19 protein-coding genes, 10 tRNA genes and 3 rRNA genes are annotated in these 25707 nt (G+C 52.6%); all 32 read left to right on the top strand.

The window, feature by feature from the left end; genetic code table 11:
• Nucleotides 1–94 precede the first annotated feature (94 nt).
• The 32 genes from MKX64_RS02985 (at nt 95) to queA (ending at nt 25700) form a co-directional block, all read left to right on the top strand.
• Nucleotides 95–1327, top strand: coding sequence for an Rne/Rng family ribonuclease (locus MKX64_RS02985; RefSeq protein WP_095267798.1), 1233 nt, complete (start codon nt 95–97; stop codon nt 1325–1327).
• A gap of 166 nt (nt 1328–1493) precedes the next feature.
• A complete protein-coding gene (gene rplU, locus MKX64_RS02980) occupies nt 1494–1805 on the top strand; it encodes a 50S ribosomal protein L21 (protein WP_095267799.1) in 312 nt (103 codons plus the stop codon).
• Nucleotides 1806–1818: 13 nt separating this feature from the next.
• A complete protein-coding gene (locus MKX64_RS02975; protein WP_095399266.1) occupies nt 1819–2148 on the top strand; it encodes a ribosomal-processing cysteine protease Prp in 330 nt (109 codons plus the stop codon).
• Between the two features lie 22 nt (nt 2149–2170).
• Nucleotides 2171–2482, top strand: a complete 312-nt coding sequence (gene rpmA / locus MKX64_RS02970; RefSeq protein ID WP_095267801.1) for a 50S ribosomal protein L27 — start codon at nt 2171–2173, stop codon at nt 2480–2482.
• A 165-nt stretch (nt 2483–2647) separates the two neighbouring features.
• Nucleotides 2648–3385, top strand: coding sequence for a Spo0B domain-containing protein (locus MKX64_RS02965; protein ID WP_095399267.1), 738 nt, complete (start codon nt 2648–2650; stop codon nt 3383–3385).
• 15 nt (nt 3386–3400) lie between these two features.
• Nucleotides 3401–4711, top strand: a complete 1311-nt coding sequence (gene obgE / locus MKX64_RS02960) for a GTPase ObgE (RefSeq protein WP_155618604.1) — start codon at nt 3401–3403, stop codon at nt 4709–4711.
• Between the two features lie 330 nt (nt 4712–5041).
• Nucleotides 5042–5479: an ACT domain-containing protein gene (locus MKX64_RS02955; RefSeq protein WP_095267804.1), complete on the top strand. Its 438-nt coding sequence runs from the start codon at nt 5042–5044 to the stop codon at nt 5477–5479.
• Nucleotides 5480–5527: 48 nt separating this feature from the next.
• Entirely contained in the window at nt 5528–6814 is a 1287-nt protein-coding gene (locus MKX64_RS02950; protein ID WP_095267805.1) for a homoserine dehydrogenase, read from the top strand.
• A gap of 56 nt (nt 6815–6870) precedes the next feature.
• Nucleotides 6871–7944 (top strand): threonine synthase, encoded by a 1074-nt coding sequence (thrC, locus tag MKX64_RS02945; protein ID WP_095399273.1) that lies wholly within the window; start codon nt 6871–6873, stop codon nt 7942–7944.
• Complete coding sequence (gene thrB / locus MKX64_RS02940; RefSeq protein ID WP_095399274.1) at nt 7941–8909, top strand: homoserine kinase; 969 nt, start codon at nt 7941–7943, stop codon at nt 8907–8909. The genes thrC and thrB overlap by 4 nt, the downstream gene beginning before the upstream one ends.
• Nucleotides 8906–9778 carry a prephenate dehydratase gene (pheA, locus tag MKX64_RS02935; protein WP_341035303.1) on the top strand — a complete coding sequence of 291 codons (873 nt, stop codon included), beginning with the start codon at nt 8906–8908 and terminating at the stop codon, nt 9776–9778. Before thrB ends, pheA begins: the two co-directional genes overlap by 4 nt.
• Nucleotides 9779–9794: 16 nt before the next feature.
• Nucleotides 9795–10679 (top strand): branched-chain-amino-acid transaminase, encoded by an 885-nt coding sequence (gene ilvE / locus MKX64_RS02930; RefSeq protein ID WP_155618607.1) that lies wholly within the window; start codon nt 9795–9797, stop codon nt 10677–10679.
• Nucleotides 10680–10852: 173 nt separating this feature from the next.
• Nucleotides 10853–12517 (top strand): LysM peptidoglycan-binding domain-containing protein, encoded by a 1665-nt coding sequence (locus tag MKX64_RS02925; RefSeq protein WP_095399276.1) that lies wholly within the window; start codon nt 10853–10855, stop codon nt 12515–12517.
• A gap of 533 nt (nt 12518–13050) precedes the next feature.
• Nucleotides 13051–14603 (top strand): 16S ribosomal RNA (locus MKX64_RS02920).
• Between the two features lie 381 nt (nt 14604–14984).
• Nucleotides 14985–17912, top strand: a 23S ribosomal RNA gene (locus MKX64_RS02915).
• A gap of 201 nt (nt 17913–18113) precedes the next feature.
• A 5S ribosomal RNA gene (gene rrf / locus MKX64_RS02910) occupies nt 18114–18230 on the top strand.
• Together the 16S, 23S and 5S rRNA genes with 10 tRNA genes alongside form the textbook arrangement of a ribosomal RNA operon.
• Before the next feature lie 12 nt (nt 18231–18242).
• Nucleotides 18243–18318 (top strand) — tRNA-Asn (locus MKX64_RS02905).
• A 5-nt stretch (nt 18319–18323) separates the two neighbouring features.
• A tRNA-Ser gene (locus MKX64_RS02900) sits at nt 18324–18415 on the top strand.
• Nucleotides 18416–18432: 17 nt separating this feature from the next.
• A tRNA-Glu gene (locus tag MKX64_RS02895) sits at nt 18433–18507 on the top strand.
• A gap of 1 nt (nt 18508) precedes the next feature.
• Nucleotides 18509–18584, top strand: a tRNA-Val gene (locus MKX64_RS02890).
• 39 nt (nt 18585–18623) lie between these two features.
• A tRNA-Met gene (locus tag MKX64_RS02885) sits at nt 18624–18700 on the top strand.
• A gap of 28 nt (nt 18701–18728) precedes the next feature.
• Nucleotides 18729–18805, top strand: a tRNA-Asp gene (locus MKX64_RS02880).
• A gap of 61 nt (nt 18806–18866) precedes the next feature.
• Nucleotides 18867–18942: transfer RNA gene (locus tag MKX64_RS02875), tRNA-Lys, on the top strand.
• Nucleotides 18943–18986: 44 nt separating this feature from the next.
• Nucleotides 18987–19061, top strand: a tRNA-Gly gene (locus MKX64_RS02870).
• A gap of 4 nt (nt 19062–19065) precedes the next feature.
• A tRNA-Arg gene (locus tag MKX64_RS02865) sits at nt 19066–19142 on the top strand.
• Nucleotides 19143–19234: 92 nt separating this feature from the next.
• A tRNA-Pro gene (locus MKX64_RS02860) sits at nt 19235–19308 on the top strand.
• A gap of 140 nt (nt 19309–19448) precedes the next feature.
• Nucleotides 19449–20165 (top strand): BofC C-terminal domain-containing protein, encoded by a 717-nt coding sequence (locus tag MKX64_RS02855; protein ID WP_341035301.1) that lies wholly within the window; start codon nt 19449–19451, stop codon nt 20163–20165.
• Between the two features lie 165 nt (nt 20166–20330).
• Nucleotides 20331–20834, top strand: coding sequence for a crossover junction endodeoxyribonuclease RuvC (gene ruvC / locus MKX64_RS02850; RefSeq protein WP_095262927.1), 504 nt, complete (start codon nt 20331–20333; stop codon nt 20832–20834).
• On the top strand, nt 20831–21445 hold the full coding sequence (gene ruvA / locus MKX64_RS02845; protein ID WP_341035299.1) for a Holliday junction branch migration protein RuvA: 615 nt from the start codon (nt 20831–20833) through the stop codon (nt 21443–21445). The genes ruvC and ruvA overlap by 4 nt, the downstream gene beginning before the upstream one ends.
• Before the next feature lie 27 nt (nt 21446–21472).
• Nucleotides 21473–22480 (top strand): Holliday junction branch migration DNA helicase RuvB, encoded by a 1008-nt coding sequence (ruvB, locus tag MKX64_RS02840; RefSeq protein WP_095262929.1) that lies wholly within the window; start codon nt 21473–21475, stop codon nt 22478–22480.
• A gap of 91 nt (nt 22481–22571) precedes the next feature.
• On the top strand, nt 22572–24662 hold the full coding sequence (locus MKX64_RS02835; RefSeq protein WP_341035298.1) for a SpoIID/LytB domain-containing protein: 2091 nt from the start codon (nt 22572–22574) through the stop codon (nt 24660–24662).
• Between the two features lie 6 nt (nt 24663–24668).
• Nucleotides 24669–25700 carry a tRNA preQ1(34) S-adenosylmethionine ribosyltransferase-isomerase QueA gene (queA, locus tag MKX64_RS02830; protein ID WP_095262931.1) on the top strand — a complete coding sequence of 344 codons (1032 nt, stop codon included), beginning with the start codon at nt 24669–24671 and terminating at the stop codon, nt 25698–25700.
• The last annotated feature ends 7 nt before the right edge of the window (nt 25701–25707 follow it).

Here is a 25707-nt window from a genome sequence, read left to right as displayed (position 1 = left end):
CTAGCCTCTCGCAAGCGGATGTTATTCGTTCGTAACGGCTCTGTTTGTGATAGGATAGAAGGATAGGAGTGTCTTCCATTGAAGAGGTGAAGCCATGAAGCAAATGTTAGTACACTGCCACGACGATACCGTTCAGATGGCTCTCATTGAAGATGGGAAGCTGGTGGAATACGCGGCCGAACGCAGCCGCCAGCAAAGCATCGTGGGCAGTTTTTACCTGGGGAAGGTCGTTAATGTGCTGCCTGGCATGCAGGCGGCTTTTGTAGATATCGGATTGAAAAAAAATGCGTTCCTGTATGTGGACGATGTGCTGCATCCACATCTGGAGAAGCAGCCGAAGCCCAAACCATCCATCTCGGAGCTTCTTCATGTCGGCCAGGAAGTAATGGTGCAGGTCATGAAGGATGCGAGGGGAGGCAAGGGCCCGCGGATTACGACGCATTATTCGCTCCCGGGGCGATGCACCGTATATATGCCAACCGCAGACTATGTGGCTGTCTCCAAAAAAATTCAGAGCGAGGGGGAACGCGATCGTCTGAGGATGATCGGGGAGCGTCTGAAAATGGGGGAAGAGGGGTTCATTATGCGGACGGTTGCCGAGGATGAGCCGGAACAGACGATATTAAACGATCTGGAATATCTCCGAGAGGAGTGGGAGATGATTCAGAGCAAAGCGTCGCGCGCTGCTGCACCGGCGCTGCTGCACCGGGATCTTGGCATTTTGCAGCGGTTTATTCGCGACATGTTTGACCCGGACTCCGATGAACTGATCATTGATGATGAAGCCAAGGGGGCGGAAGCAGCCGTCTATTTGAAAGACAGGGTCAACGAAGGGGAGCCCAACGTACAGCTATACAGGGATGCTATGCCTCTGTTTCAGCGGTATGGCGTGGACGAGCAATTGAAAATGCGTTTCTCGCGTAAAATCATGCTGCCAGAAGGAGTTGCAGTCGTCATTGACCACACCGAAGCGATGACCGTCGTCGATGTCAATACCGCCAGATTTATCGGCGGAGACAACTTTGAGGAGACGGTGCTGCGCGCCAATCTGCTTGCCGCTGAAGAGATTGCCGGGCTGCTTCGTTTGAGAGACATCGGGGGCATCATCATGATTGATTTCATCGACATGGATAGAGAAGAGCACCGGCAGCAGGTTACGGCAGCGATCGAGAAGGTGATGGCCAAGGATCGGTCCAAAAGCTACATCGTAGGCTGGACGAAGCTGGGGCTGCTTGAAATGACGCGAAAAAAAGCAAGGGAAAGCGTCTTGCTTCTCTCGTACAAGCCGTGCCCGGCCTGTGGCGGCAGGGGTGTGGTAGAGGGATAATGTGTTGACTGGCAGAGTGGTATGTGCTATCATCATTGAGTATGTGTTTAGTGATCTTGCTGCACATGCTGTAACCGCTCCGGTTGGGTTCACAAGGACATTCACCCTGAGGGCGTGAGTGGACACCTGAATCAGGCGAGTCTGAGACATAGGGAGGTGCAAGCAAATGTACGCTATTATCGAAACTGGTGGTAAACAATACAAAGTTCAAGAGGGCGATGTATTGTTCATCGAGAAGCTGAATGCTGCTGACGGTGAAAGTGTAACTTTCGACCGTGTACTGGCCGTTTCCAATGAGAACGGTTTGGTAGCAGGTACGCCGGTTGTTTCCGGAGCATCTGTAACAGCGAAGGTAGAGAAGCACGGTAAAGGCCAGAAGGTCGTTGTATATAAATACAAACCGAAGAAAAACTACCACAAGAAGCAAGGCCATCGTCAGCCTTACACTAAAGTCGTAATCGAGAAAATCCAAGCGTAAGAAGGTGCAGTAATTGATTACTGTACACATATTGCGATTGGACGATAACCGGATTCACGGTTTTAAGGTTGAGGGCCATGCCGGTTATGCCGATCCGGGCGAAGATATCGTATGTGCTGGCGTGTCCAGCATTACGGTGGGGACGGTTAATTCGATTGAGGCGCTTACCGGAACCGTGATGAGAACCCGGATGAAGAATGGCTTTTTAAGCGCATCGCTTCCGTCTGTGGTGGAGGAATCCGCAGCTAGCCAAGTTCAGCTGCTTCTCGAATCCCTGGTTGTTATGTTGCAAGGAATTGCTGATTCATACGGCGAGTATATTCAAATACAAGATATGAAATGACTTTAAGAAGGAGGTAGGCCACATGTTGAAATTGGATCTTCAGTTATTCGCATCGAAAAAAGGTGTAGGTTCCACGAAGAACGGTCGTGACAGTGAAGCGAAACGTCTTGGTGTGAAACGTGCGGACGGTCAAGTCGTGACTGGCGGCAGCATCTTGGTTCGTCAACGCGGAACGAAAATTCATCCAGGTACAAACGTGGGTATCGGTAAAGATGATACTTTGTTTGCGAAAGTTGATGGCGTTGTTAAATTCGAGCGTCTGGGTCGCGATCGCAAGAAAGTGAGCGTCTACCCGGTTGAAGTTGCTCCTGTAGCAGCAGCCGTAGAAGCCTAATTGGTTGAATATTGCTTACAGAAGAAGCCTTTCGGCATCGTGCCGGGGCTTCTTTTTTGTAGAATCGGGAAAAATGCTGGCGTAGGGATGAACGCGCTTTACGGACTGTGATATACTTGGACTTGGTGAATGTAACCAATTGCTGTTGAAAGACGAGGAGAGGCGATGAAATCCTTGAAATGGATCGCGGTCGGAGCCGGTTTAACGTCTGTAATCCCTGTAGCTTGGATGGTTTGGAAGCCGTCATTAACAGCGGGAGTGGTATGCATAGCTTGGGCTGCGGCTGCCTCAATCGCATCCGCCTGGAGCGCTCGCAAGCTTGGCGAACGCAGACAGCAGGCTGCCGTATGGCAGGTTGAGCAGACGGCGATACAGATGCTGAATCACCATCGGCATGACTGGATGAATGAATTGCAAATTTTATATGGCTATATTCGACTGGGGAAGCATGATAAATCGGTACAGTGTGTGGAAAGAATAAAGGAGCGGATGCAGCAGGACAGCAAGCTGTCCAAGCTGGGAATTCCCTCGTTGGTTTTTTATTTACACTCGTACAGAACGCTTAACCATAGTCTGCAGCTTGAGGTTGAAATTGTGGACCATATCCAGCTGGATCGTTTAACCCCGGCGATGGCGGACAATTTAACCGAGGCTGTCATTCGTACGGTGAATGCGTTCCAGCAGGGAGAGAAATCTGCAAGAGGAGAAGACCGGCTGCTCACGATTACATTTATGCAGCAGGAGCATGAGCTGGCGCTGATTTTTGAAGGGGATGGCCCTTTTGACAATCCGCATCGTTTGAAGCTTCAAATTGAGGAGTCCTTGGAGGGTCAAGGTATCCGGGTGGAGCAGACGCATCCGGAAGAGGCCTCGTATCGCTTGCGGTTACCGTTTGCAACTTGAGGAAGGTGAATGTTCATGTTTGTAGATAAAGCGAAGGTATATGTAAAAGGTGGAGACGGCGGAGACGGCCTTATTGCGTTTCGCCGTGAGAAGTATGTGCCGGAAGGCGGTCCTGCCGGCGGAGACGGCGGCAAGGGCGGAGACGTTATTTTCCGTGTGGACGAAGGGCTCAGAACGCTGATGGATTTCCGTTACCAGAAGCATTTTAAAGCCAAGCGCGGGGAGAAGGGACGGAATAAAAGCCAGCATGGCGCCAATGCGGATAATATGGTCGTACGCATACCGCCGGGTACGGTGCTCATCGATGATGATACCGGCGAGGTGATCGGAGACCTGACCCGCCACGGTCAGGAGGTCGTTGTGGCCCGCGGCGGTCGCGGCGGACGAGGAAATATCCGGTTCGCAACGCCGAACAACCCGGCTCCTGAGCTTGCCGAGAACGGGGAAGAAGGCGAAGAGCGCTATGTGACCATGGAACTGAAGGTCATGGCGGATGTCGGGCTTGTCGGGTTCCCGAGCGTAGGCAAATCGACGCTGCTGTCGGTGGTTTCAGCGGCTCAGCCGAAGATTGGCGCCTATCATTTCACGACGATTACGCCTAACCTCGGAATGGTGGAGGTCGGAGACAGTCGCAACTTCGTAATGGCCGATCTGCCTGGACTGATCGAAGGCGCGCATGAAGGCGTGGGACTCGGGCATGAGTTCCTCCGTCATGTGGAGCGGACACGGGTCATCATTCATGTGGTGGATATTGCAGGAACCGAGGGGCGGGACCCGTTCGAGGACTGGGTGAAGATCAATGATGAGATCCGGCTGTACAATCCGGCGCTGATGGAGCGTCCGCAGATTGTGGCGGCTAACAAAATCGATATGCCTGAAGCAGCCGACAATCTGGCTGTTTTCCGGGAAAAGCTGAAAGAGGTTCGCCCGGATATCGAGGTGGTGCCGATTTCCTCCCTGACGCGTGAAGGGATTCAGGAGCTGCTGTACCGTACAATGGATCTGCTGGAGAGCATTCCGGAAGAGCCGGCGATTGAAGAGGTGGCGGAAACGTCCGACCGGAAGGTGTACAAGTTCAAGAAACAGGAGGACAACGCCTTCACCATTACGCGGGATAATGAAACATATGTTGTCCACAGCGAGCGGATTGAGCGGATGCTGAAGCGGATGCAGATGAACTCGCATGATGCGATTTTGAAGCTCGCCCGTACGCTTCGGCATATGGGAGTGGACGAGGAGCTGCGCAAGCGCGGAGCAACAGATGGTACGCTTGTCCGAATCGGCGATTTCGAGTTCGAGTTCGTGGAAGGAAGCAGTTATTATTAAGCAGTAGCAGCATGTGCTGGGGCGATATGCCGCCAGGTCTGTGGATGACAACAGGCTTGGCGGCTTTTTGCGTAGGTGAGAAAAGGCAGTACGGGAAAGGTAAGGCACATTTCAATTCTGATTACAGGCCTGGCCCATCAGCTAAGCGGCTTCAGAGCCGGGTCGCTTATTATCTGCTTGTTCGTTAACGTTACAATGGTGAGCTCGATCTGACGCTAGTTATGTGAGTCAAGATGAACGAAAAAACGACATTTATGTATTGCCCTGGCCGAGCATATCCAGTATAATGTCCACTATACGAAAACAATAGTCTTTGAGGAGAGGACGTTTGTGAAGGAGCGCTATTATCTGGTCCGTGAGGATATTTTACCTGAAGCTGTAGTGAAGACGATGCAGGTGAAGAAGCTGCTGGCTTCCGGTGATGTGAGGACGGTGCACGAGGCCGTTGAGCAGGTCGGACTAAGTCGCAGTGCTTTTTACAAGTATAAAGACGGGATTCATCCGATCAATCAATTGGAGCGAGATGAGATTGTCACGATCTCCATGGACATGGAGCATCGCTCTGGCATGTTGTCAGAGGTGCTGGGCCTCGTTGCAGGCGAAGGCGGGAATGTGCTGACCATTCATCAGAGCATTCCGTTGCAAGGCATTGCCAATGTCGTCATTTCAGTGGAAGTGTCCCGGCTGAACGAAGAGCTGGACGATCTCCTGGATGGATTGCGGCGAGTGGCCGGTGTTAAGAAGGTACAGATGATTGGCCAGGGATAAAGCAGATACAATAAGATGATGTGATGGGATACAGGAGGGGTAAACGTTATGAAGCCTGTTAAGGTGGGACTTTTGGGATTAGGAACAGTAGGAACTGGGGTTGTCCGCATTGTGGAGGGACATCAGGATGATCTGAGCAGTCAGGTCGGCTCCCCGATATCGATAGAGCGAATTGCTGTGAAGCATATGGAGAAATACCGGAGCATTCAGGTCGATCAGAGTAAGCTGACCGAAAATCCGTGGGAGGTGATCCGTGACCCGGAAATCGACGTCATTGTCGAAGTCATGGGCGGGATCGATGACACGAAGGCGTACATTCTGGAGGCGCTCGACCGCGGCAAGCATATCGTGACTGCGAACAAAGACCTGATGGCGCTTCATGGTGCGGAGATTTTGGCTAAAGCGCAGGAGAAGCAATGCGATGTGTTCTATGAAGCCAGCGTGGCCGGCGGGATACCGATTATCCGGACGCTGATTGAAGGCTTTTCTTCCGATCGGATTACGAAAATTATGGGTATTGTAAACGGGACGACCAACTTCATTCTGACCAAAATGAGCCAGGAAGGGGCTTCCTATGAAGATGTACTGGCAGAGGCTCAGCAGCTCGGATATGCGGAGGCTGATCCGACGTCGGACGTGGAAGGACTCGATGCGGCACGGAAAATGGCCATCCTCGGCACCCTCGGGTTCCGGACGAACGTAGAGCTTTCGGATGTCACGGTAAAAGGCATCTCCCAAGTATCCAAGGAGGATATCTCCTACGCCAAGCGCCTCGGGTATGAGATGAAGCTGCTCGGCATTGCCGAGCGTCAGGATGACGAGTTCAGCATTACGGTACAGCCGACGATGGTCCGCAAGGGACACCCGATTGCCTCGGTGAACGGGGTGTTTAATGCGGTGTATGTATATGGGGAAGCGGTAGGCGAAACGATGTTTTACGGCGCCGGGGCCGGCGAGATGCCGACGGCGACCTCGGTCGTGGCTGACCTGGTAGCGGTGATCAAGAACTTGAAGCTGGGCGTGAACGGGCTGAAGGCCATCGTGCCTTACAAGCCGAAAAAGCTGAAAAGCGACGAGCAGATTTTGTACAAAAACTTCATTCTGCTGCATGTGGATGACAAAGCCGGTGTGCTTGCGCAGATTACGCAAGTATTTGCCGAATACGGTGTCAGCCTGGAATCGGTCGTACAGCAGCCGAACGAGCATAATCCGGATGCAGAGATTATCATCGTTACACATAGCGCTAGCAAGGCAAGCATGGATGCGGTGCTGAATCATTTTGAAGGACTGGATGTTATCAAGCGTATCAAAAGCGTTTATCGTGTAGAAGGTTAACCCAGGGCTTGCATAGCAGCGGGATATTATATTTATGGAAAAAGGAGTTTTGACTGATGTCGTATCAAGGATTGCTTAAAACCTATCAAACTTATTTGCCCATTACCGAAAAGACGCCGCTTCTGTCTTTGCATGAAGGGAATACGCCGCTCATCCGCGCTGAGAATCTCTCCGAAGAGCTCGGAATTGACCTGTATTTCAAATATGAAGGTCTCAATCCGACCGGCTCTTTCAAAGACCGCGGGATGGTGATGGCCGTTGCCAAAGCGGTGGAGGAAGGCAGCCGCACCATTATGTGCGCTTCGACGGGCAACACTTCCGCCGCTGCTGCTGCTTATGCGGCTCGTGCGGGACTGAGCTGTATCGTCATTATCCCGAACAACAATATTGCGCTTGGCAAGCTTGCCCAGGCGATAATCTATGGTGCTAAAGTGATTGCCATCGAAGGCAATTTCGATCGGGCGCTTGAAATTGTACGGGAGATTACGGCGAAGCATCCGATTACACTTGTGAATTCGGTCAACCCGTATCGCATTGAAGGACAGAAGACGGCGGCTTTTGAAGTGGTGGACCAGCTTGGCAAAGCTCCGGATGTACTGGCTATTCCGGTCGGGAACGCCGGCAACATCTCGGCATACTGGAAAGGTTTCAAGGAATACCATGCAGCAGGCAAGGCTTCGTCTCTGCCAAGAATGCTCGGGTTTGAAGCGGAAGGCGCGATGGCAATCGTGAAAGGCGAGCCGATTCCGAATCCGGAGACGGTCGCAACGGCGATCCGAATCGGAAATCCGGCGAGCTGGAAGACAGCGGTGGCCGCTGCGGAGGAATCCGGCGGGCAAATCAACTATGTGACGGATGAAGAAATCCTTGAAGCGTACCGCAAGATCGCTTCTCGCGAAGGAATATTTGCGGAACCGGGATCTGCGGCATCGATTGCGGGTGTGTATAAAATGAAACGCGAGGGCTATTTCAAGGGAGGAGAGACCGTAGTCTCCGTTCTCACGGGACACGGCTTGAAAGATCCGAACATCGCCATCTCCACCGTCAATGCCGAGTCGCTGGTCGTATCGGATACAGAATCGGCCGTTATGGACGCGATTTCCAAGATTGAAGGGGCGGCACGGGTATGAGCTTGTCCCAGGTTGTCCGGGTGAAGGTGCCGGCCAGCACGGCCAATTTGGGTCCGGGATTCGATACGCTCGGAATGGCACTGCCGCTTTATTCGTGGTTAGAGCTGCGGCCTTCCGACCGTACGGTGTTTCATTTGCACGGAGACCAGATGGAGGGGCTTCCCCAGGACAAAAGCAACTTGATATACAAGGTAAGCCAAATGGTGTTTCAAGAGGCCGGCGTATCCGTGCCTGATCTTGAAATCTCGATGTATTCCGATATTCCGCTTACACGCGGTCTAGGGAGCAGCGCTTCGGCAATCGTCGGGGCGCTTGCTGCAGCTAATGCGCTGATCGGTTCTCCGCTGCCGGATGCGAAGCTGTTTCATATGGCGACGGCGCTGGAGAAGCATCCCGACAACGTGGGCGCTTCCCTGTTCGGCGGCATTGTGGCCGCAGCCTGGGACGGGACGCATGCCGATTATGTACGGATCGCGCCGCCTGCCCATCTGGAAACGCTGGTCGTGATTCCCGATTTTCAGCTTTCGACGACCAAGGCGAGAGAGGCGCTTCCCGCCCAGGTCAAACTGGAGGATGCTGTATATAATATTAGTCGGTCATCCTTATTGACTGCTGCCCTCTCGGCAGGAAGGCTGGATTTGCTGCGGGAAGCTATGAAGGACCGGATTCATCAGCCTTACCGGGCGCCGCTTGTGCCTGGCATGTCCAAAATTTTGGAGGAGGCGCAGAAGCAGGGGGCCCTGGGCGTTGCGCTGAGCGGTGCAGGGCCGACGATGATTGCATTCGTTGACAATCGCGATGCTCGAATCGAGCAATTGCGTGTATACTTAGTAGAGACCATGGAAGCGGAAGGTATCACCGTCTCCTGCTTACAGTTAAGTCCAGTTGCCGAAGGAGTGCAGGTATTGGGCGATAAGTCAGACCGAACTTTTATGGAGATGATTAGAGGGGAAATTACGGCATGAAAAAAATAGCTTTACTGCCCTCCGGATCCGTATCGCATGAAGCGGTACTCTACCTTCTGAATGGCGAGCCTGCAGAGTTCGTTCATTTCAAACTGATCTCGGATGTGTTTATGGCGACCGTTGAAGGAAAGACCGATTACAGCGTTATTCCGATTGAGAACACGATTGAAGGTTCGGTCAGCCTTCATATGGATTGGCTGGTTAACGAAGTGGATATGCCGATGCAGGTAGAGTGGGTGTATCCGTCCATTCAGAATCTGATCGGCAATGCTTCGGAGTTTCAGGCGGCTGATCGAAGTATGGATTTTAGCAAAATTACAAAGATATGGTCGCACCAAGTGGCTACCGCGCAGTGCAGACAGTTTCTTGCCGCTGCGGCTCCTCAAGCGGAACTGGAGCAGGCTGGAAGCACCTCGGAGGGCGTCAAAATTGTCAAGGAGAACCCTGGCAAAGGCTGGGCGGCGATCGGCACGGCGCTCGGTGCGAAGACGCATGGGCTGGATGTTTTGGCTGAGAGAATCACCGATCATGACAATAACTTCACCCGATTCGTGCTGATCGGTCGTGAGCCGATCCGGATTCCCCGTGCCCCGGAGCATGTGAAAACAAGCATCCTGGTGACTTTGCCGGAGGATGTACCGGGTGCGCTGCATCAGGTGCTGTCGGCGTTTGCGTGGCGGAGGCTGAATTTGTCGCGGATCGAATCGCGTCCGACGAAGAAGCGGCTCGGAAATTATTATTTCTACATCGATGTGATGGCCGAAGCGGATTCGGTGCTGCTCACGGCTGCGATGGGCGAGATCGAAGCCTTGGGATGCCTGGTTCGCGTGCTGGGTTCGTACCCTGGTTATGCGTATGAGAGCAAATAATATGGAGGTATAGTTAATGTCGGAGCAATGGATCTTTTTAGATGGCGAATTTGTTACTAAAGAGAATGCAAAAGTGTCGGTATTCGATCACGGTTTTTTGTACGGAGACGGGATTTTTGAAGGGATCCGGATTTACAACGGCAACATTTTCAAATGTAAAGAGCATCTGGATCGGCTGTACGACTCCGCGAAATCGATAGATCTTGTCATTCCGATGGAATATGATGAGCTGCTTGAAGCGATGGCAGAGACGATCCGCCGCAATGACATGCGCAATGGTTATATTCGCCTGATCGTGTCTCGCGGCCCGGGCAATCTGGGGCTGGATCCCCGCCGCTGCCCTAAGCCTACGGTTCTCATTATTGTTGAACAGCTGGCGATTTATTCGGAGGAAGCGTACAGGAATGGGCTGAAAGCTGTCTCGGTCGCCCAGCGCCGCAATATCCCGGATGCGCTCAATCCGAAGATTAAGTCCTTGAACTATCTGAACAACATTCTGGTTAAGATCCAGTCCAATTTTGCAGGCGCCGATGAGGCGATCATGATGAATGCGCAGGGGTATGTAACGGAGGGATCCGGAGACAATATCTTTATTGTCAAAAATGGGGTTGTTACCACGCCTCCGTGCTACCTTGGTGCTCTGGAAGGGATTACCCGCCAGGCCATTATCGAGCTGTGTGCGAAATTGGACATTCCGCTCAAGGAAGAGCCGTTCAGCATGCATGATGTGTACATTGCGGATGAGGTATTTTTCACAGGGACAGCTGCGGAGGTCATCGCTGCACGCGAAATCGACGGCCGCACGATTGGCCAAGGACAAGCGGGCCCGATCACACTCAAGCTCCTGGAAGAGTTCCGCAAAATTGTGGATCAAGACGGATACAAAGTTTGGGAGGCCTGATCTGGCAGCGTGCCGATGAGACCAACAAATTGCTACACTCACCAATCCTTTCATGTCGATGAAAGGATTTTTTTTGCCTTGAGGGATGTCATTCGCCTACTTGCTGCATAGGATGTAGTAACGAAAGCAGGCGAAATTATGACGCCTAGAAGAGTGTAGGAGGTTTTAGCGGCGTGAAGATACACATCGTCAAGGAAGGCGAATCTCTTTATGAGCTGTCTCAAAAATACAACGTTCCGTTAGCCAAACTGATTGATGCGAACCCGCAGCTGGTTGATCCCAACAAACTCGATGTCGGCGCGAAGATCAAGGTACCGACAGAGCCTGTGCCGGTTCCTGGCGGCAGCCAGCCCATTATCCATAAGCATACGGTCAAGCAGGGCGACACGTTGTGGAAACTGTCCAAGGCATGGGGTGTCACTCTGAAGGAAATGATTGATGCGAACCCGCAGCTGAAAAATCCGAATGCTCTGCTGGTAGGCGAAGTGGTGAATATCCCTTCCTCAGGCGTATATAGTGGAGGCAGTGAATCAGCTGCCGCGGGAGCGGGGAATGCTCCGAGCAAAATCATGCCGGGATCCAAGGATTATACAGGACCGAAAGCAGAGTTGACCCAACCGATTTCCGAGCAGCCGGCCGTTCCGGAAATGCCTGCGCCACTGCCGGCACCTGCCCCAGTGCCTGTAAAACCGGAGATGCCAAAGATGCCGGAGCTCCCGAAAATGCCAGAATTGCCGAAACTGCCGGTTATGCCGATCAAGGTGGAGAAGTTCGAGATGGAGGAAATCGAGGTTAAAAAGACATACCCGGTGCCGCTCCCTCAGCCCATTCAAGAGAAGAAGCCTTATCAAGAGGCGCCTATTCATCACGTACCTGGACCGATGCCGATGCCTCATAAGCCGGCTCCTTGTCCACCAGTAGAGGCAATGCCGATGCATTTCATGCCTCAACCAGATTGCTTCCAGCAAGAAGTCATTCACCAGCCGATTTACTATGGCCTCGGCGAAGGACCTTGCGGCTGCGGTGAGGGAAAAGTACATGGCCAACACCAACATCAACACCATCATCATCATGGACACGAGCAAGGCAAAGCGGTGCACCCTTATTACGCCTTCCCGCAAGAAGCAGTTCCTGTACAGCACGGTCAGGAATGGGGTTATCCTGGATTAGCTGGAAATGTGGAGTATGCGCCGATCTCCATCACGGAGTCTTACACAGGCAAAGACGCCGGCCATTCATTCCATCATCATCATCAACCTGCACATCAGGGATATTCGCCTGCTGCGGCAGCACCGGCATCTCCATGCGGCTGTGGCGGTGGCTCGGTGGCTCCGGCCTATACTCAGCCATTCCCGGCTTTTACAACGACCCATCCTTCATACGGTCATGACTATACTGGGTACGGGCAGCATGGGGGATGGAACTACGGACATCCTTCAGCAGGAGTTCCTGGAATACCGGGAGCCGCTTCACCGTTGGGCACCTTTGGCCCTTATGGTCAACCTGGTGGCTATGGTAGTTTCGAACAGCCTGGGGCATATGCCGGATTTGGGATGCCATTCGAATATGACCGAGAAGCGATAACGGGGCAAGAGGATGCAACCGTACAGGAGACACCAGCTTCAGCGGATATTAATGCGGCAGCGAGTGGAGTGGATTCCGGGTCAGAGACCGAGCAAAGAGAGATCGATGCGGAGGCGGCACCAGCGGCTGGAAGCGAAGCTCAGGCCAAAGTGCATCGTCATCGCCAAAGCTCTACAAAAGCTAAATCTTCAACCAAATCACGTAAACCACAGCCTGCAAAATCCAAACGTCAAAATCCTTGGATCAAAGGGTAAATGCCAAGGTAACTGCAATATTCATCCCAGGTGATTCTTAAAGCAAGAAAGCCGAATCAACGGCTTTCTTGTTTTTGTGTTCTGCCTGCTGATCTGAGAGACTTGCGGAATACAGTGTGGGGGTGGAGGATTCGCTAATGACCAATTGGTAAAAATTATGTATTGCTATGTAGCTAGAACCTGTGGTAAATTATAAATCCGGCCGCAACACGAGTGGTTGCAAGGCTGAAAGCACGGAGAGTGAATGACCGCGAAACAGTCGGCTTTCTTCTTATCCGGGCCTCAAAAAAACTTCTAAAAAAACTCTTGCATTATTGAAAACAACATGATATGATATAAGAGTTGCTGACGCGAACGAGATTCGCTGATGGGTATGAAGTTGATCTTTGAAAACTGAACAACGAGTGGGTAAAACGAACCGCTTCGGCGGGGAGTTATGAATAGAGAATTGAACAAATTCTCGTCAGTTTTGAAATGAGCTACAAACTCATCGGTTGAATGCTTTCTTGGAGCAATCCAGAAATGTTCGATCTTTATTGGAGAGTTTGATCCTGGCTCAGGACGAACGCTGGCGGCGTGCCTAATACATGCAAGTCGAGCGGAATCGATGGAGTGCTTGCACTCCTGAGATTTAGCGGCGGACGGGTGAGTAACACGTAGGCAACCTGCCCTCAAGACTGGGATAACTACCGGAAACGGTAGCTAATACCGGATAGGATATTTGGCTGCATGGCCGAATATGGAAAGGCGGAGCAATCTGTCACTTGAGGATGGGCCTGCGGCGCATTAGCTAGTTGGTGGGGTAATGGCCTACCAAGGCGACGATGCGTAGCCGACCTGAGAGGGTGAACGGCCACACTGGGACTGAGACACGGCCCAGACTCCTACGGGAGGCAGCAGTAGGGAATCTTCCGCAATGGACGAAAGTCTGACGGAGCAACGCCGCGTGAGTGATGAAGGTTTTCGGATCGTAAAGCTCTGTTGCCAGGGAAGAACGCCAGAGAGAGTAACTGCTCTTTGGGTGACGGTACCTGAGAAGAAAGCCCCGGCTAACTACGTGCCAGCAGCCGCGGTAATACGTAGGGGGCAAGCGTTGTCCGGAATTATTGGGCGTAAAGCGCGCGCAGGCGGTTCTTTAAGTCTGGTGTTTAAACCCGGAGCTTAACTTCGGGACGCACTGGAAACTGGGGAACTTGAGTGCAGAAGAGGAGAGTGGAATTCCACGTGTAGCGGTGAAATGCGTAGATATGTGGAGGAACACCAGTGGCGAAGGCGACTCTCTGGGCTGTAACTGACGCTGAGGCGCGAAAGCGTGGGGAGCAAACAGGATTAGATACCCTGGTAGTCCACGCCGTAAACGATGAATGCTAGGTGTTAGGGGTTTCGATACCCTTGGTGCCGAAGTTAACACATTAAGCATTCCGCCTGGGGAGTACGGTCGCAAGACTGAAACTCAAAGGAATTGACGGGGACCCGCACAAGCAGTGGAGTATGTGGTTTAATTCGAAGCAACGCGAAGAACCTTACCAGGTCTTGACATCCCTTTGACCCCTCTAGAGATAGAGGTTTCCTTCGGGACAGAGGAGACAGGTGGTGCATGGTTGTCGTCAGCTCGTGTCGTGAGATGTTGGGTTAAGTCCCGCAACGAGCGCAACCCTTGATCTTAGTTGCCAGCACGTAATGGTGGGCACTCTAAGGTGACTGCCGGTGACAAACCGGAGGAAGGTGGGGATGACGTCAAATCATCATGCCCCTTATGACCTGGGCTACACACGTACTACAATGGCTGGTACAACGGGAAGCGAAGCCGCGAGGTGGAGCCAATCCTAAAAAGCCAGTCTCAGTTCGGATTGCAGGCTGCAACTCGCCTGCATGAAGTCGGAATTGCTAGTAATCGCGGATCAGCATGCCGCGGTGAATACGTTCCCGGGTCTTGTACACACCGCCCGTCACACCACGAGAGTTTACAACACCCGAAGTCGGTGGGGTAACCGCAAGGAGCCAGCCGCCGAAGGTGGGGTAGATGATTGGGGTGAAGTCGTAACAAGGTAGCCGTATCGGAAGGTGCGGCTGGATCACCTCCTTTCTATGGAGAATCGCTCTCTGCAACGAGAGCATTCAAATAGGCTGACCGAAAGGTCGCCGATCCCTTTGCGAAAGCAAAGGAACCGAATCAGGTTTAGGCCTGTTACTCACTCGTTGGTCAGTTTTGAGAGTTCAACTCTCAAACAGCAGTTGCATTGTAACTGCGTTGATCCTTGAAAACTAGATAACGAAACGAATTTGCGTTTTAGAAATATCCTTTTAGCTGACTTGTGTCATATGTATGACCAAGTAAGAAAAAAGTAGCACGCGAAGGTTTTGAGATCATCGATCCTTTGGGAGTTTGTTTCCACCACTGAGCGGTTTTATCCAAATCAGGGAAACAAACGAACAACAGAGCGAGGAGCGCAAAACCGGAGCAAATGGTTAAGCTACTAAGAGCACACGGAGGATGCCTAGGCGCTAGGAGCCGATGAAGGACGTGGCGAACGACGAAATGGCCTCGGGGAGCTGTAAGCAAGCTTTGATCCGGGGATGTCCGAATGGGGAAACCCGGCTGGTGTAATAACCAGTCACTCACAGCTGAATACATAGGTTGTGAAGAGGCATACCCAGGGAACTGAAACATCTAAGTACCTGGAGGAAGAGAAAACAAGAGTGATTCCGTCAGTAGCGGCGAGCGAACGCGGAACAGCCTAAACCGAAGAGCTTGCTCTTCGGGGTTGTGGGACGTCTCACATGGAGTTACAAAGGTTTAGATTAGTTGAACAGGTCTGGAAAGGCCGGCCATAGAAGGTAAAAGCCCTGTAGTCGAAAATGTGAACCCTCCGAGACGGATCCCGAGTAGTGCGGGGCACGTGAAACCCCGTATGAATCTGCCAGGACCATCTGGTAAGGCTAAATACTCCCTAGCGACCGATAGTGAAGCAGTACCGTGAGGGAAAGGTGAAAAGCACCCCGGGAGGGGAGTGAAATAGAACCTGAAACCGTGTGCTTACAAGAAGTCAGAGCCCGTTCAATGGGTGATGGCGTGCCTTTTGTAGAATGAACCGGCGAGTTACGTTCCCATGCAAGGTTAAGGCGAGAAGCCGTAGCCGCAGCGAAAGCGAGTCTGAATAGGGCGATATTAGTATGTGGGCGTAGACCCGAAACCGTGTGATCTACCCCTGTCCAGGGTGAAGGTGCGGTAACACGCACTGGAGGCCCGAACCCACGTACGTTGAAAAGTGCGGGGATGAGGTGGGGGTAGCGGAGAAATTCCAATCGAACTCGGAGATAGCTGGTTCTCCCCGAAATAGCTTTAGGGCTAGCCTCGGAATAAAGAGTCATGGAGGTAGAGCACTGATTGGGTGCGGGGCCCGCAAGGGTTACCAAGCTCAGTCAAACTCCGAATGCCATCGACTTATGTCCGGGAGTCAGACAGTGAGTGCTAAGATCCATTGTCAAAAGGGAAACAGCCCAGACCATCAGCTAAGGTCCCCAAGTGTGTGTTAAGTGGGAAAGGATGTGGAGTTGCACAGACAACCAGGATGTTGGCTTAGAAGCAGCCACCATTTAAAGAGTGCGTAATAGCTCACTGGTCGAGTGACTCTGCGCCGAAAATGTAACGGGGCTAAACACACCACCGAAGCTATGGCTTGATGCTTGCATCAGGGGTAGGGGAGCGTTGTATACAGCATTGAAGGTGTACCGTAAGGAGTGCTGGAGCGTATACAAGTGAGAATGCCGGTATGAGTAACGAAAAGATCAGTGAGAATCTGATCCGCCGAAAGCCCAAGGTTTCCTGAGGAAGGCTCGTCCGCTCAGGGTAAGTCGGGACCTAAGGCGAGGCCGAAAGGCGTAGTCGAAGGACAACAGGTTGAAATTCCTGTACCACCATAAACCGTTATGAACGATGGGGGGACGCAGGAGGGTAGTGACGCGGACTGATGGATGTCCGTCCAAGCAGTGAGGCTGATGTGTAGGCAAATCCGCACATCGTTAAGGCTGGGCTGTGATGGGGAGTGAAAATTACAGTAGCGAAGGTCATGATCTCACACTGCCAAGAAAAGCCTCTAGTCAGGTGAAGGTGCCCGTACCGCAAACCGACACAGGTAGGCGAGAAGAGAATTCTAAGGCGCGCGGAAGAACTCTCGTTAAGGAACTCGGCAAAATGACCCCGTAACTTCGGGAGAAGGGGTGCCTCGGTAGGGTGAATAGCCCGAGGGGGCCGCAGTGAAAAGGCCCAAGCGACTGTTTAGCAAAAACACAGGTCTGTGCGAAGCCGTAAGGCGAAGTATACGGGCTGACGCCTGCCCGGTGCTGGAAGGTTAAGGGGAGCGGTTAGGGGGAACCCGAAGCTGTGAACCGAAGCCCCAGTAAACGGCGGCCGTAACTATAACGGTCCTAAGGTAGCGAAATTCCTTGTCAGGTAAATTCTGACCCGCACGAATGGCGTAACGACTTGGGCGCTGTCTCAACGAGAGATCCGGTGAAATTTTAATACCTGTGAAGATGCAGGTTACCCGCGACAAGACGGAAAGACCCCATGGAGCTTTACTGCAGCTTGATATTGAATTTGGGTACGATCTGTACAGGATAGGTGGGAGCCTAGGAAACCTGAGCGCCAGCTTGGGTGGAGGCGCCGTTGGGATACCACCCTGATCGTATCTAGGTTCTAACCTGGTGCCCTTATCGGGTACAGGGACCGTGTCAGGTGGGCAGTTTGACTGGGGCGGTCGCCTCCTAAAGAGTAACGGAGGCGCCCCAAGGTTCCCTCAGAATGGTTGGAAATCATTCGAAGAGTGCAAAGGCATAAGGGAGCTTGACTGCGAGACCAACAAGTCGAGCAGGGACGAAAGTCGGGCTTAGTGATCCGGTGGTACCGCATGGAAGGGCCATCGCTCAACGGATAAAAGCTACCCTGGGGATAACAGGCTTATCTCCCCCAAGAGTCCACATCGACGGGGAGGTTTGGCACCTCGATGTCGGCTCATCGCATCCTGGGGCTGAAGTAGGTCCCAAGGGTTGGGCTGTTCGCCCATTAAAGCGGTACGCGAGCTGGGTTCAGAACGTCGTGAGACAGTTCGGTCCCTATCTGTCGTGGGCGTAGGAAATTTGAGAGGAGCTGTCCTTAGTACGAGAGGACCGGGATGGACGTACCGCTGGTGCACCAGTTGTTCCGCCAGGAGCACGGCTGGGTAGCTACGTACGGAAGGGATAAGCGCTGAAAGCATCTAAGCGTGAAGCCCCCCTCAAGATGAGATTTCCCAATTCGTAAGACCCCTTGAAGACGACGAGGTAGATAGGTTGGAGGTGGAAGTGCAGCAATGCATGGAGCTGACCAATACTAATCGGTCGAGGGCTTATCCTACAAGTTTTCCAAAGGAAAACTCACTTCGGAAGCGATACGCTTTGCATCGGAGGAGTACTTTGGGGAATGCTACGGATTCTAAATAACGCAAATCGTTTCGTATCTAGTTTTCAGGTGATCAAGCCTAGGTTGTAAGGATACAAGTGATGCTTACAATCCAGTTGATTACGGCATTTGGCGATGCCGAATCCTGATTATTCGTTTGGTGGCGATAGCGGAAGGGTTCCACGCGTACCCATACCGAACACGACCGTTAAGCCTTCCAGCGCCGATGGTACTTGGACCGAAGGGTCCCGGGAGAGTAGGACGCCGCCAAGCGTTACATAATATTCCCTGATAGCTCAGTTGGTAGAGCACTCGACTGTTAATCGAGTTGTCACAGGTTCGAGTCCTGTTCGGGGAGCCATCTATGGAGAGGTGTCCGAGTTGGCCGAAGGAGCACGATTGGAAATCGTGTAGGCGTCACAAGCGTCTCGAGGGTTCGAATCCCTCTCTCTCCGCCAGCACGGACTTTATATACGGCCCGTTGGTCAAGGGGTTAAGACACCTCCCTTTCACGGAGGTAACAGGGGTTCGAATCCCCTACGGGTCACCACGGAGGCTTAGCTCAGCTGGGAGAGCATCTGCCTTACAAGCAGAGGGTCGGGGGTTCGATCCCCTCAGCCTCCACCACTTTTAATAACAATGTGAATATGTTACCCTTTTTAATGACGCGGGGTGGAGCAGTTCGGTAGCTCGTCGGGCTCATAACCCGAAGGTCGTAGGTTCAAATCCTGCCCCCGCAACCAATTTACCGTATAAGCGGTAGTGCCTCGTGGAACTGTGGTGTAGAGGCCTAACATGCCTGCCTGTCACGCAGGAGATCGCGGGTTCGAATCCCGTCAGTTCCGCCATTTTATTAAACTTCAGAGATGTTAAGTCTATATAAGGCTTCAGGAAACATCGTCCAGATAGGAGCCATTAGCTCAGTTGGTAGAGCACCTGACTTTTAATCAGGGTGTCGAAGGTTCGAGTCCTTCATGGCTCACCAGTTTTATTCCAATAGTATTGAATACAATGTGAATCATTAATTATGCGGACGTGGCTCAGCGGTAGAGCATCGCCTTGCCAAGGCGAGGGTCGCGGGTTCGATTCCCGTCGTCCGCTCCATTTTGTGCCCTTAGCTCAGCTGGATAGAGCGTTTGACTACGAATCAAAAGGTCGGGAGTTCGAATCTCTCAGGGCACGCCATTTTAAGTTGCGAATGATTGACTTCACCCTATTATGTGCTTATAATGAATTTCGTGACTTCTGGAATCTAGCATTCTCTCATCTATTTTTATCGGGACGTAGCTCAGCTTGGTAGAGCACCTGGTTTGGGACCAGGGGGTCGCATGTTCAAATCGTGTCGTCCCGATTCATCGAAAGCCGTTTGCCCAAGTTCATTGGGAAACGGTTTTCTTTTTTTGCTGCAATGGACTGAAAGGTGGAATCTGCTGAATATTTTAAGAACTGCCAGGCCACAATATGAAAAACATCGGATAGAAGGGGATAACCTTGAGTGTTTTTCGTATTAAAAAGCTGTTTAGAAAACGTTGGAGACGCTGGAGAAGAGCGATCTGGACATGTCTGATCCTCTTGCTCTTCGGTGTGGCGGCATGGTCTGGGCAGAATCTTCAAGAGCAGATGACCAATCTACTCACGGAATTTCGTGCGGAAGGTCCGCTTGCAATCGAAACTTTACATGTTCTGCAAAATGAGGAAGAACAACAGCATAAGGCAGAGCTTGACGAAAAGCAACGGGAATTTATGCAGCAGCTTAATGAATCTAAAGTGAAACGTCAGGTACATCTGAAGACCACATACGTTTGCGGTGTGGAAGAGCAAAAACTAGGCCGTTTGAATGCGGACAGCATTTACGAACTGTTAAATAAAAATCCGCAATGGCAGGGGCGGATCAATGATGATGGCGAAGTGTGGCTGGAGCGCAGCATTTCGGACCTCTCGCCGGAATGCAAAAGGCAGGCTTACATGAGTGTCGATGCCAATGGGAATCTAACGCTGTTTGACGGGCCGCCAGAGGAGGAGAAGGTGCTCCGCACCTTTTTTCAATTGGATATCGGTTCGATGGAGTCCTCGCTTCCGAAAGGGGTCATCAAGCAGCTTGAGGAAGGCATCCGTATTCAAGACATTGATGAGTATAACAGCGTGCTGTCCACCTTCAGCGATTATGCGCGCGATCAGGCCGAAAATGTGATGAGCCCTGCACCATAGCGCGGATGGGTTTCGCAAAGCCCGGGAATGTTCCCGGGCTTTTTTTGTGCGTTCGGGGAATGTGCGCTGTTTGCCGATCGTTAAAAGTTTTTCCTCAACGAACAGCCAATCTTTTGTTATAATGGGAGGACGAATACATATGTTCGCTTCAGAGGAGAGGTTGGTTTGCGTATATTAGGCATTGATCCGGGGCTGGCTATTGTCGGTTTCGGTCTTGTAGATAAAGTCGGGAGCAAAGTGACGCCGGTACAGTATGGAAGTATTCAGACGGAGGCGCACACGCCGGAAGAGGAGCGGTTGCAGCTCATCTATGAAGGGATGCTCCAGTTGATTGAGAAGTATGAACCTGAGGCGGTGGCGTTTGAGAAGCTGTTTTTTAACCGCAATGTCACGACGGCCATGGCAGTATCTCAGGCTCGGGGCGTCCTCATTCTTGCTGCTGTCCAGAAGGGATTGCCTGTGGCCGAGTATACCCCGATGCAGGTCAAGCAGGCGATTGTAGGCTATGGTAAAGCCGAGAAGAAGCAGGTGCAGGAGATGGTGCGGATGTTCCTGAAGCTGCAAAGTGTTCCAAAGCCGGATGATGTGGCGGACGCGCTTGCTGTTGCGATCTGCCATGCCCATTCCTACACGCTCAATTCCAAGTTAAATGAGGTATTGCGAAAATGATGGATTACTTGCGAGGCCAGGTGGCCTATTTGGAAAGTGAATATATTGTGGTTGATGTGCAGGGGATCGGTTATCAGGTTTTTTGTCCGAATCCTTATGCTTTTGCCAAAACCGAAGGGACTGTAACGGTCTACACCCATCAGCATGTTCGTGAGGACGCCATCTTGCTGTTCGGGTTTCCAACAAGGGAAGAGCAGAAGCTGTTTCGAAAGCTGATCGAGGTATCCGGCATCGGTCCACGCGTAGCGCTCGGCATATTGGGCGGCGGTTCACCGGATCATGTGGTATCTGCTATTTATCAAGAAAATATATCGTTTCTTGTTAAGCTGCCGGGGATTGGTAAGAAAACGGCGCAGCGCATGATTTTGGATTTGAAGGACAAGCTGGAGGGTTTCGGAAATGCGGCATTTACAACGGGGCTGTTTGCGCCACAGGAAATGCAGCCTGAAGACAGCTCGGCGTGGATGGAGGCCCGTGAAGGCCTGAAAGCGCTCGGCTATACGGACGGAGAGCTGGACAAGGTGTGGCTATCCATCAAGGACTCCACAGGCATGAGCGACTCTGTGGACGTGCTGATGAAGCGGGCGCTTCAGCTGTTGTATGCCGGCTGACTGGCCCGGCAGGAAGGAGCTTAACAGATGGATGATCGAATTATTACCGCCAATTTAATGATGGAGGACCAAGCGGTGGAGCTTAGCCTTCGTCCCCGTTATTTGGCTGAATACATTGGACAGAACCAGGTCAAGGAGAACCTCAAAATTTATATTGAAGCGGCCAAAATGCGCAAGGAGGCACTCGATCATGTGCTGCTCTACGGACCGCCTGGTCTTGGGAAAACGACGCTGGCTAACATCATCGCCAACGAACTGGGCGTTAGTCTGCGCACCACGTCCGGACCGGCCATTGAGCGGCCAGGCGATCTCGCTGCCCTGCTGACGAATCTGCAGGAGGGAGACGTGCTGTTTATCGATGAGATTCACCGCCTTCACCGCACGGTGGAGGAGGTTATGTATCCCGCGATGGAGGATTTTGCGCTGGATATTATGATTGGCAAAGGCCCGAGCGCCCGTTCCGTGCGTCTTGACCTTCCGCCATTTACATTGATCGGGGCGACAACAAGAGCGGGGCTGCTTTCTGCTCCGTTGAGGGACCGCTTTGGCGTTGTCAGCCGGCTTGAATTTTATTCGGTGGATGAGCTCAGTTATATCGTTTCCCGGGGCGCGGACATTCTGGGCATTGAGATTTTGGGCGATGCTGCAACCGAGATTGCTTTAAGATCCCGGGGAACTCCGCGTATCGCCAACCGATTGCTGAAGAGGGTGCGCGACTATGCCCAGGTGCGAGGCGACGGCATGATCACGCCGGATATTGCACAGGAATCGCTCAAGATGCTGCAGGTGGACCCGAGGGGGCTCGATCTGATTGACCATAAAATGCTGAACGCCATGATTCACAGCTTTCGCGGGGGACCGGTCGGTCTAGATACGATTGCGGCAACCATTGGTGAGGAAAGCCAGACGATTGAGGACGTATATGAGCCGTACCTGCTCCAGATCGGGTTTCTTCAGCGGACGCCGCGCGGCCGCGTAGTGACTCCTCAAGCTTATCAGCACTTAGGTGTGCCAATGCCGGAGGATCGGCGATAATGCATCTTTTACGTCCCTGCTGAATTCGATTGTTATGCGTAACACGAACGTCATCATACGTACACGGATATAGGGTCAGGAGGAGAAATAAATGAAACGAAATTGGAAACAAGCACTGGGATGGTGCGTTAAAGGATTGCTGGCCTTAACCCTGGTAGGAGGGGTATGGCAGAGTCCGGCCGCTGATGCGGCCGGAACGGATTCCATTCGAGTGGCGATGTTTTTGGATCTTGGCAGCACTTATCGCTCAACAACGAATGCTGTGACTTTAGTGCCGGAGACGGCCATGACGGCTTCTATCAAAGCTTCAGGCGGTCAAGAACTGGCGCTTCTGCCTGCGGGAAGACAGGCGCGCTTCAGCATTGACGGATTTAGAGTCAAGGTGCTGGAGACGGCGGATTGGCGAGTGGCTTCGGAGGCAGCCAAGAAGCTGCAGGGAACGAATGATAAGCCGCTGCTCTATGTAGACAGCACAAGCGCAGGGCGGGTGTATCAGCTCTATACTGGTATGTACGCCAGCGAGCAGGCAGCAAGAGATGCCGCTTCAAGGGTGGCACAGACGGCGGCCGCGTATTTGAACGGGCAAAATCCGATGGAGAAGGGTGGACTTCATCTGACGGCAGGCCAGTTCAGTTCTGCAGCCGAGGCGGATGCTGTCCGTCTTGCATATCGAGATGCGGGACTCGAAGCCTTCACAGTGATTGTGCCGGTGGGAGCCGGGAAGGCTTATGAGGTATGGGTTGGTGAAGCTGCGAACCAGGCGGACTTGGCTGCTGTTCAGAGCGAAGCCGGCAGAGCGTCTTCTGCAGCTTTGCAGGCCGTACGTGCCGGAACGCATGGACTGATCCTGAGACAGGATGCTTCGCTTAATCTGGACAGTCTTCAACTGGTTGATCACTACACCCTCGCCGGCGACGGCCAGCTGTGGATACAAGGCAACGCAGGGTCACGCACGCAGGTGAAGGAACGCTCTGAACGCACTTACCGGGGGGCCGTCGAGATTGGCAGCCATAACGGTCAACTGTACCTGGTAAACGAGCTTCCGCTGCAGGAGTATCTATACTCTGTCGTCGGCGCAGAGGTGCCTTCGTCATGGGGAGCAGAGGCTCTAAAGGCCCAAGCCGTCGCTGCCCGGAGCTATGCGCTATTCCAAGGGAACAAGTTTCAAGTTGCGAATGTGGTAGATACTACCCTAAGCCAGGCCTATTATGGAACCTCCCATGAGTATCCGTCGATCATTCAGGCGGTTGACGCCACTGCGGGCGAAGTGCTGCTGAGCAATGGGAAACTGGTGGAAGCCGTATTCTCCTCCAACAGCGGCGGCATGAGTGCCGACCCGCTGGAAGTATGGGGGAATGCCAATCCTACATTCGGTGCGGTAGAAAGTCAGGGAGATGCTTCAGCGCAGGCTGCGCTGCATTCCTGGTACCATGTCGTGCTTCCGAGCGGGATCACCGGATATGTGCGGGAAGATAACGTTAAGCTGACCGGCAACACTACGCTAGCCGGGCTTCCTTACATGACGGTAACCGCGAATAATACGAATGTTCGCCCACTGCCCTTGATTCAATCGAGTGTTGAGCCTGTTGCCCGAATGAATCCGGGAGACACCGCTGTCGTGCTGGAGCTTGTGGCGGAGTCTAACAGTTATGAATGGATTCGAGGTCCCTTTACTTCGGAGCAGTTGGTATCTTCCTTGAATGGAAGGGTGACCGGTTCGCTTCCGGCCAGCATCACATCTCTTGAGGTTGTCGAGCGTGGCCCTTCCGGCCGGGTGTTAAAGGTCAGAGCCAACGGCCAGGTGCTGGAAGTTAGATATCCGGATCTATATCGCTCGGCACTGAACGGCTTGCCAAGCACGATGTTTGATATTGAGCCGACAGGAAGCTATACTGTATTGGGCGCAAATGGCGCGGCCACGACCGTTTCTGCCGGTCAGACTGTTTCGGTTATCTCCGCCAGCGGGACGGGTCCAGTCAGAGGAGCAGGGACGACGGTGCTGAATGGCGAAGGAAAGGCCCGCATCGTTGACAATACCCAGCGCTTTAAGTTTATTGGCAGAGGCAATGGGCACGGTCTAGGTTTATCCCAATGGGGCGCCAAGGGGATGGCTGACCAAGGGTATGATTATAAGCAGATACTGCAACACTATTACCGCAACGTAACTATTTCAAAGGAATGACTTCGAATGAACGTGGACTTGTATGATTTTGATCTACCTGAACATTTAATTGCGCAGACACCGCTGCCTGACCGCAGCGCGTCCCGGCTGCTGACGCTGAACAAAGCGACAGGCCGGATTGAACATCAGGTGTTTGCTGATATTCTGAATGATTTGAACCCGGGTGACACCCTCGTATTGAATGATACCAAGGTGATACCAGCCCGGCTATTTGGAGAGAAGGAGGACACCGGTGCGAAAGCGGAGGTGCTCCTCCTGAAGAATCTGGAGGGAGATCGCTGGGAAGCTTTGGTGAAGCCGGGGAAAAAGCTGCGCCAAGGGAGTGTCATCTCCTTTGGCGGTGGAAAGCTGAAGGCTGTGATCGAGCAAGAAGGCGATATGGGCGCACGGACGCTGTCTTTTGCCTATGAGGGAATTTTTCAGCAGATCCTGGATGAGCTGGGTCAGATGCCGCTTCCTCCTTACATCAAGGAACGGCTTGAAGACCGCGACCGTTATCAGACCGTATATGCCCGTCATGAAGGCTCTGCGGCTGCCCCAACGGCCGGCCTCCACTTCACGGAGGAGCTGCTGGAGCAGATTCGTGGTAAAGGCGTGGATATTGCATTCATCACGCTGCATGTTGGACTCGGGACGTTTCGGCCAATGTCCGTTGATCGGGTCGAAGACCACGTCATGCATGAAGAATACTATATGATGTCCCAGGAAACGGCGGATTTGCTGAATGAAACGAAGAAGCGCGGTGGACGAATTGTTGCTGTAGGTACGACCTCCTGCAGAACGCTGGAGACGGTCGGGAATCAATGTGCCGGCGGCCCGCTTAAAGAAAGCAGCGGCTGGACGGATATCTTTATCTATCCGGGGTATACCTTTACTGTCGTTGACGCGCTGATTACGAATTTTCATCTTCCGAAATCAACACTGGTGATGCTGGTCAGCGCTTTGGCCGGACGGGAGCATATTATGAAGGCGTACAAGGAGGCCATAGAGCGGGAATACCGCTTCTTCAGCTTCGGCGACGCGATGTTTATTTACTAATTCGGAG

This window comes from Paenibacillus sp. FSL M8-0334, assembly GCF_038000405.1.
Taxonomy (GTDB): Bacteria; Bacillota; Bacilli; order Paenibacillales; family Paenibacillaceae; genus Paenibacillus_AQ; species Paenibacillus_AQ campinasensis.
The sequence above is the reverse complement of the archived record's forward strand: the minus strand, read 5'-3'. Positions and strand labels throughout refer to the sequence as shown.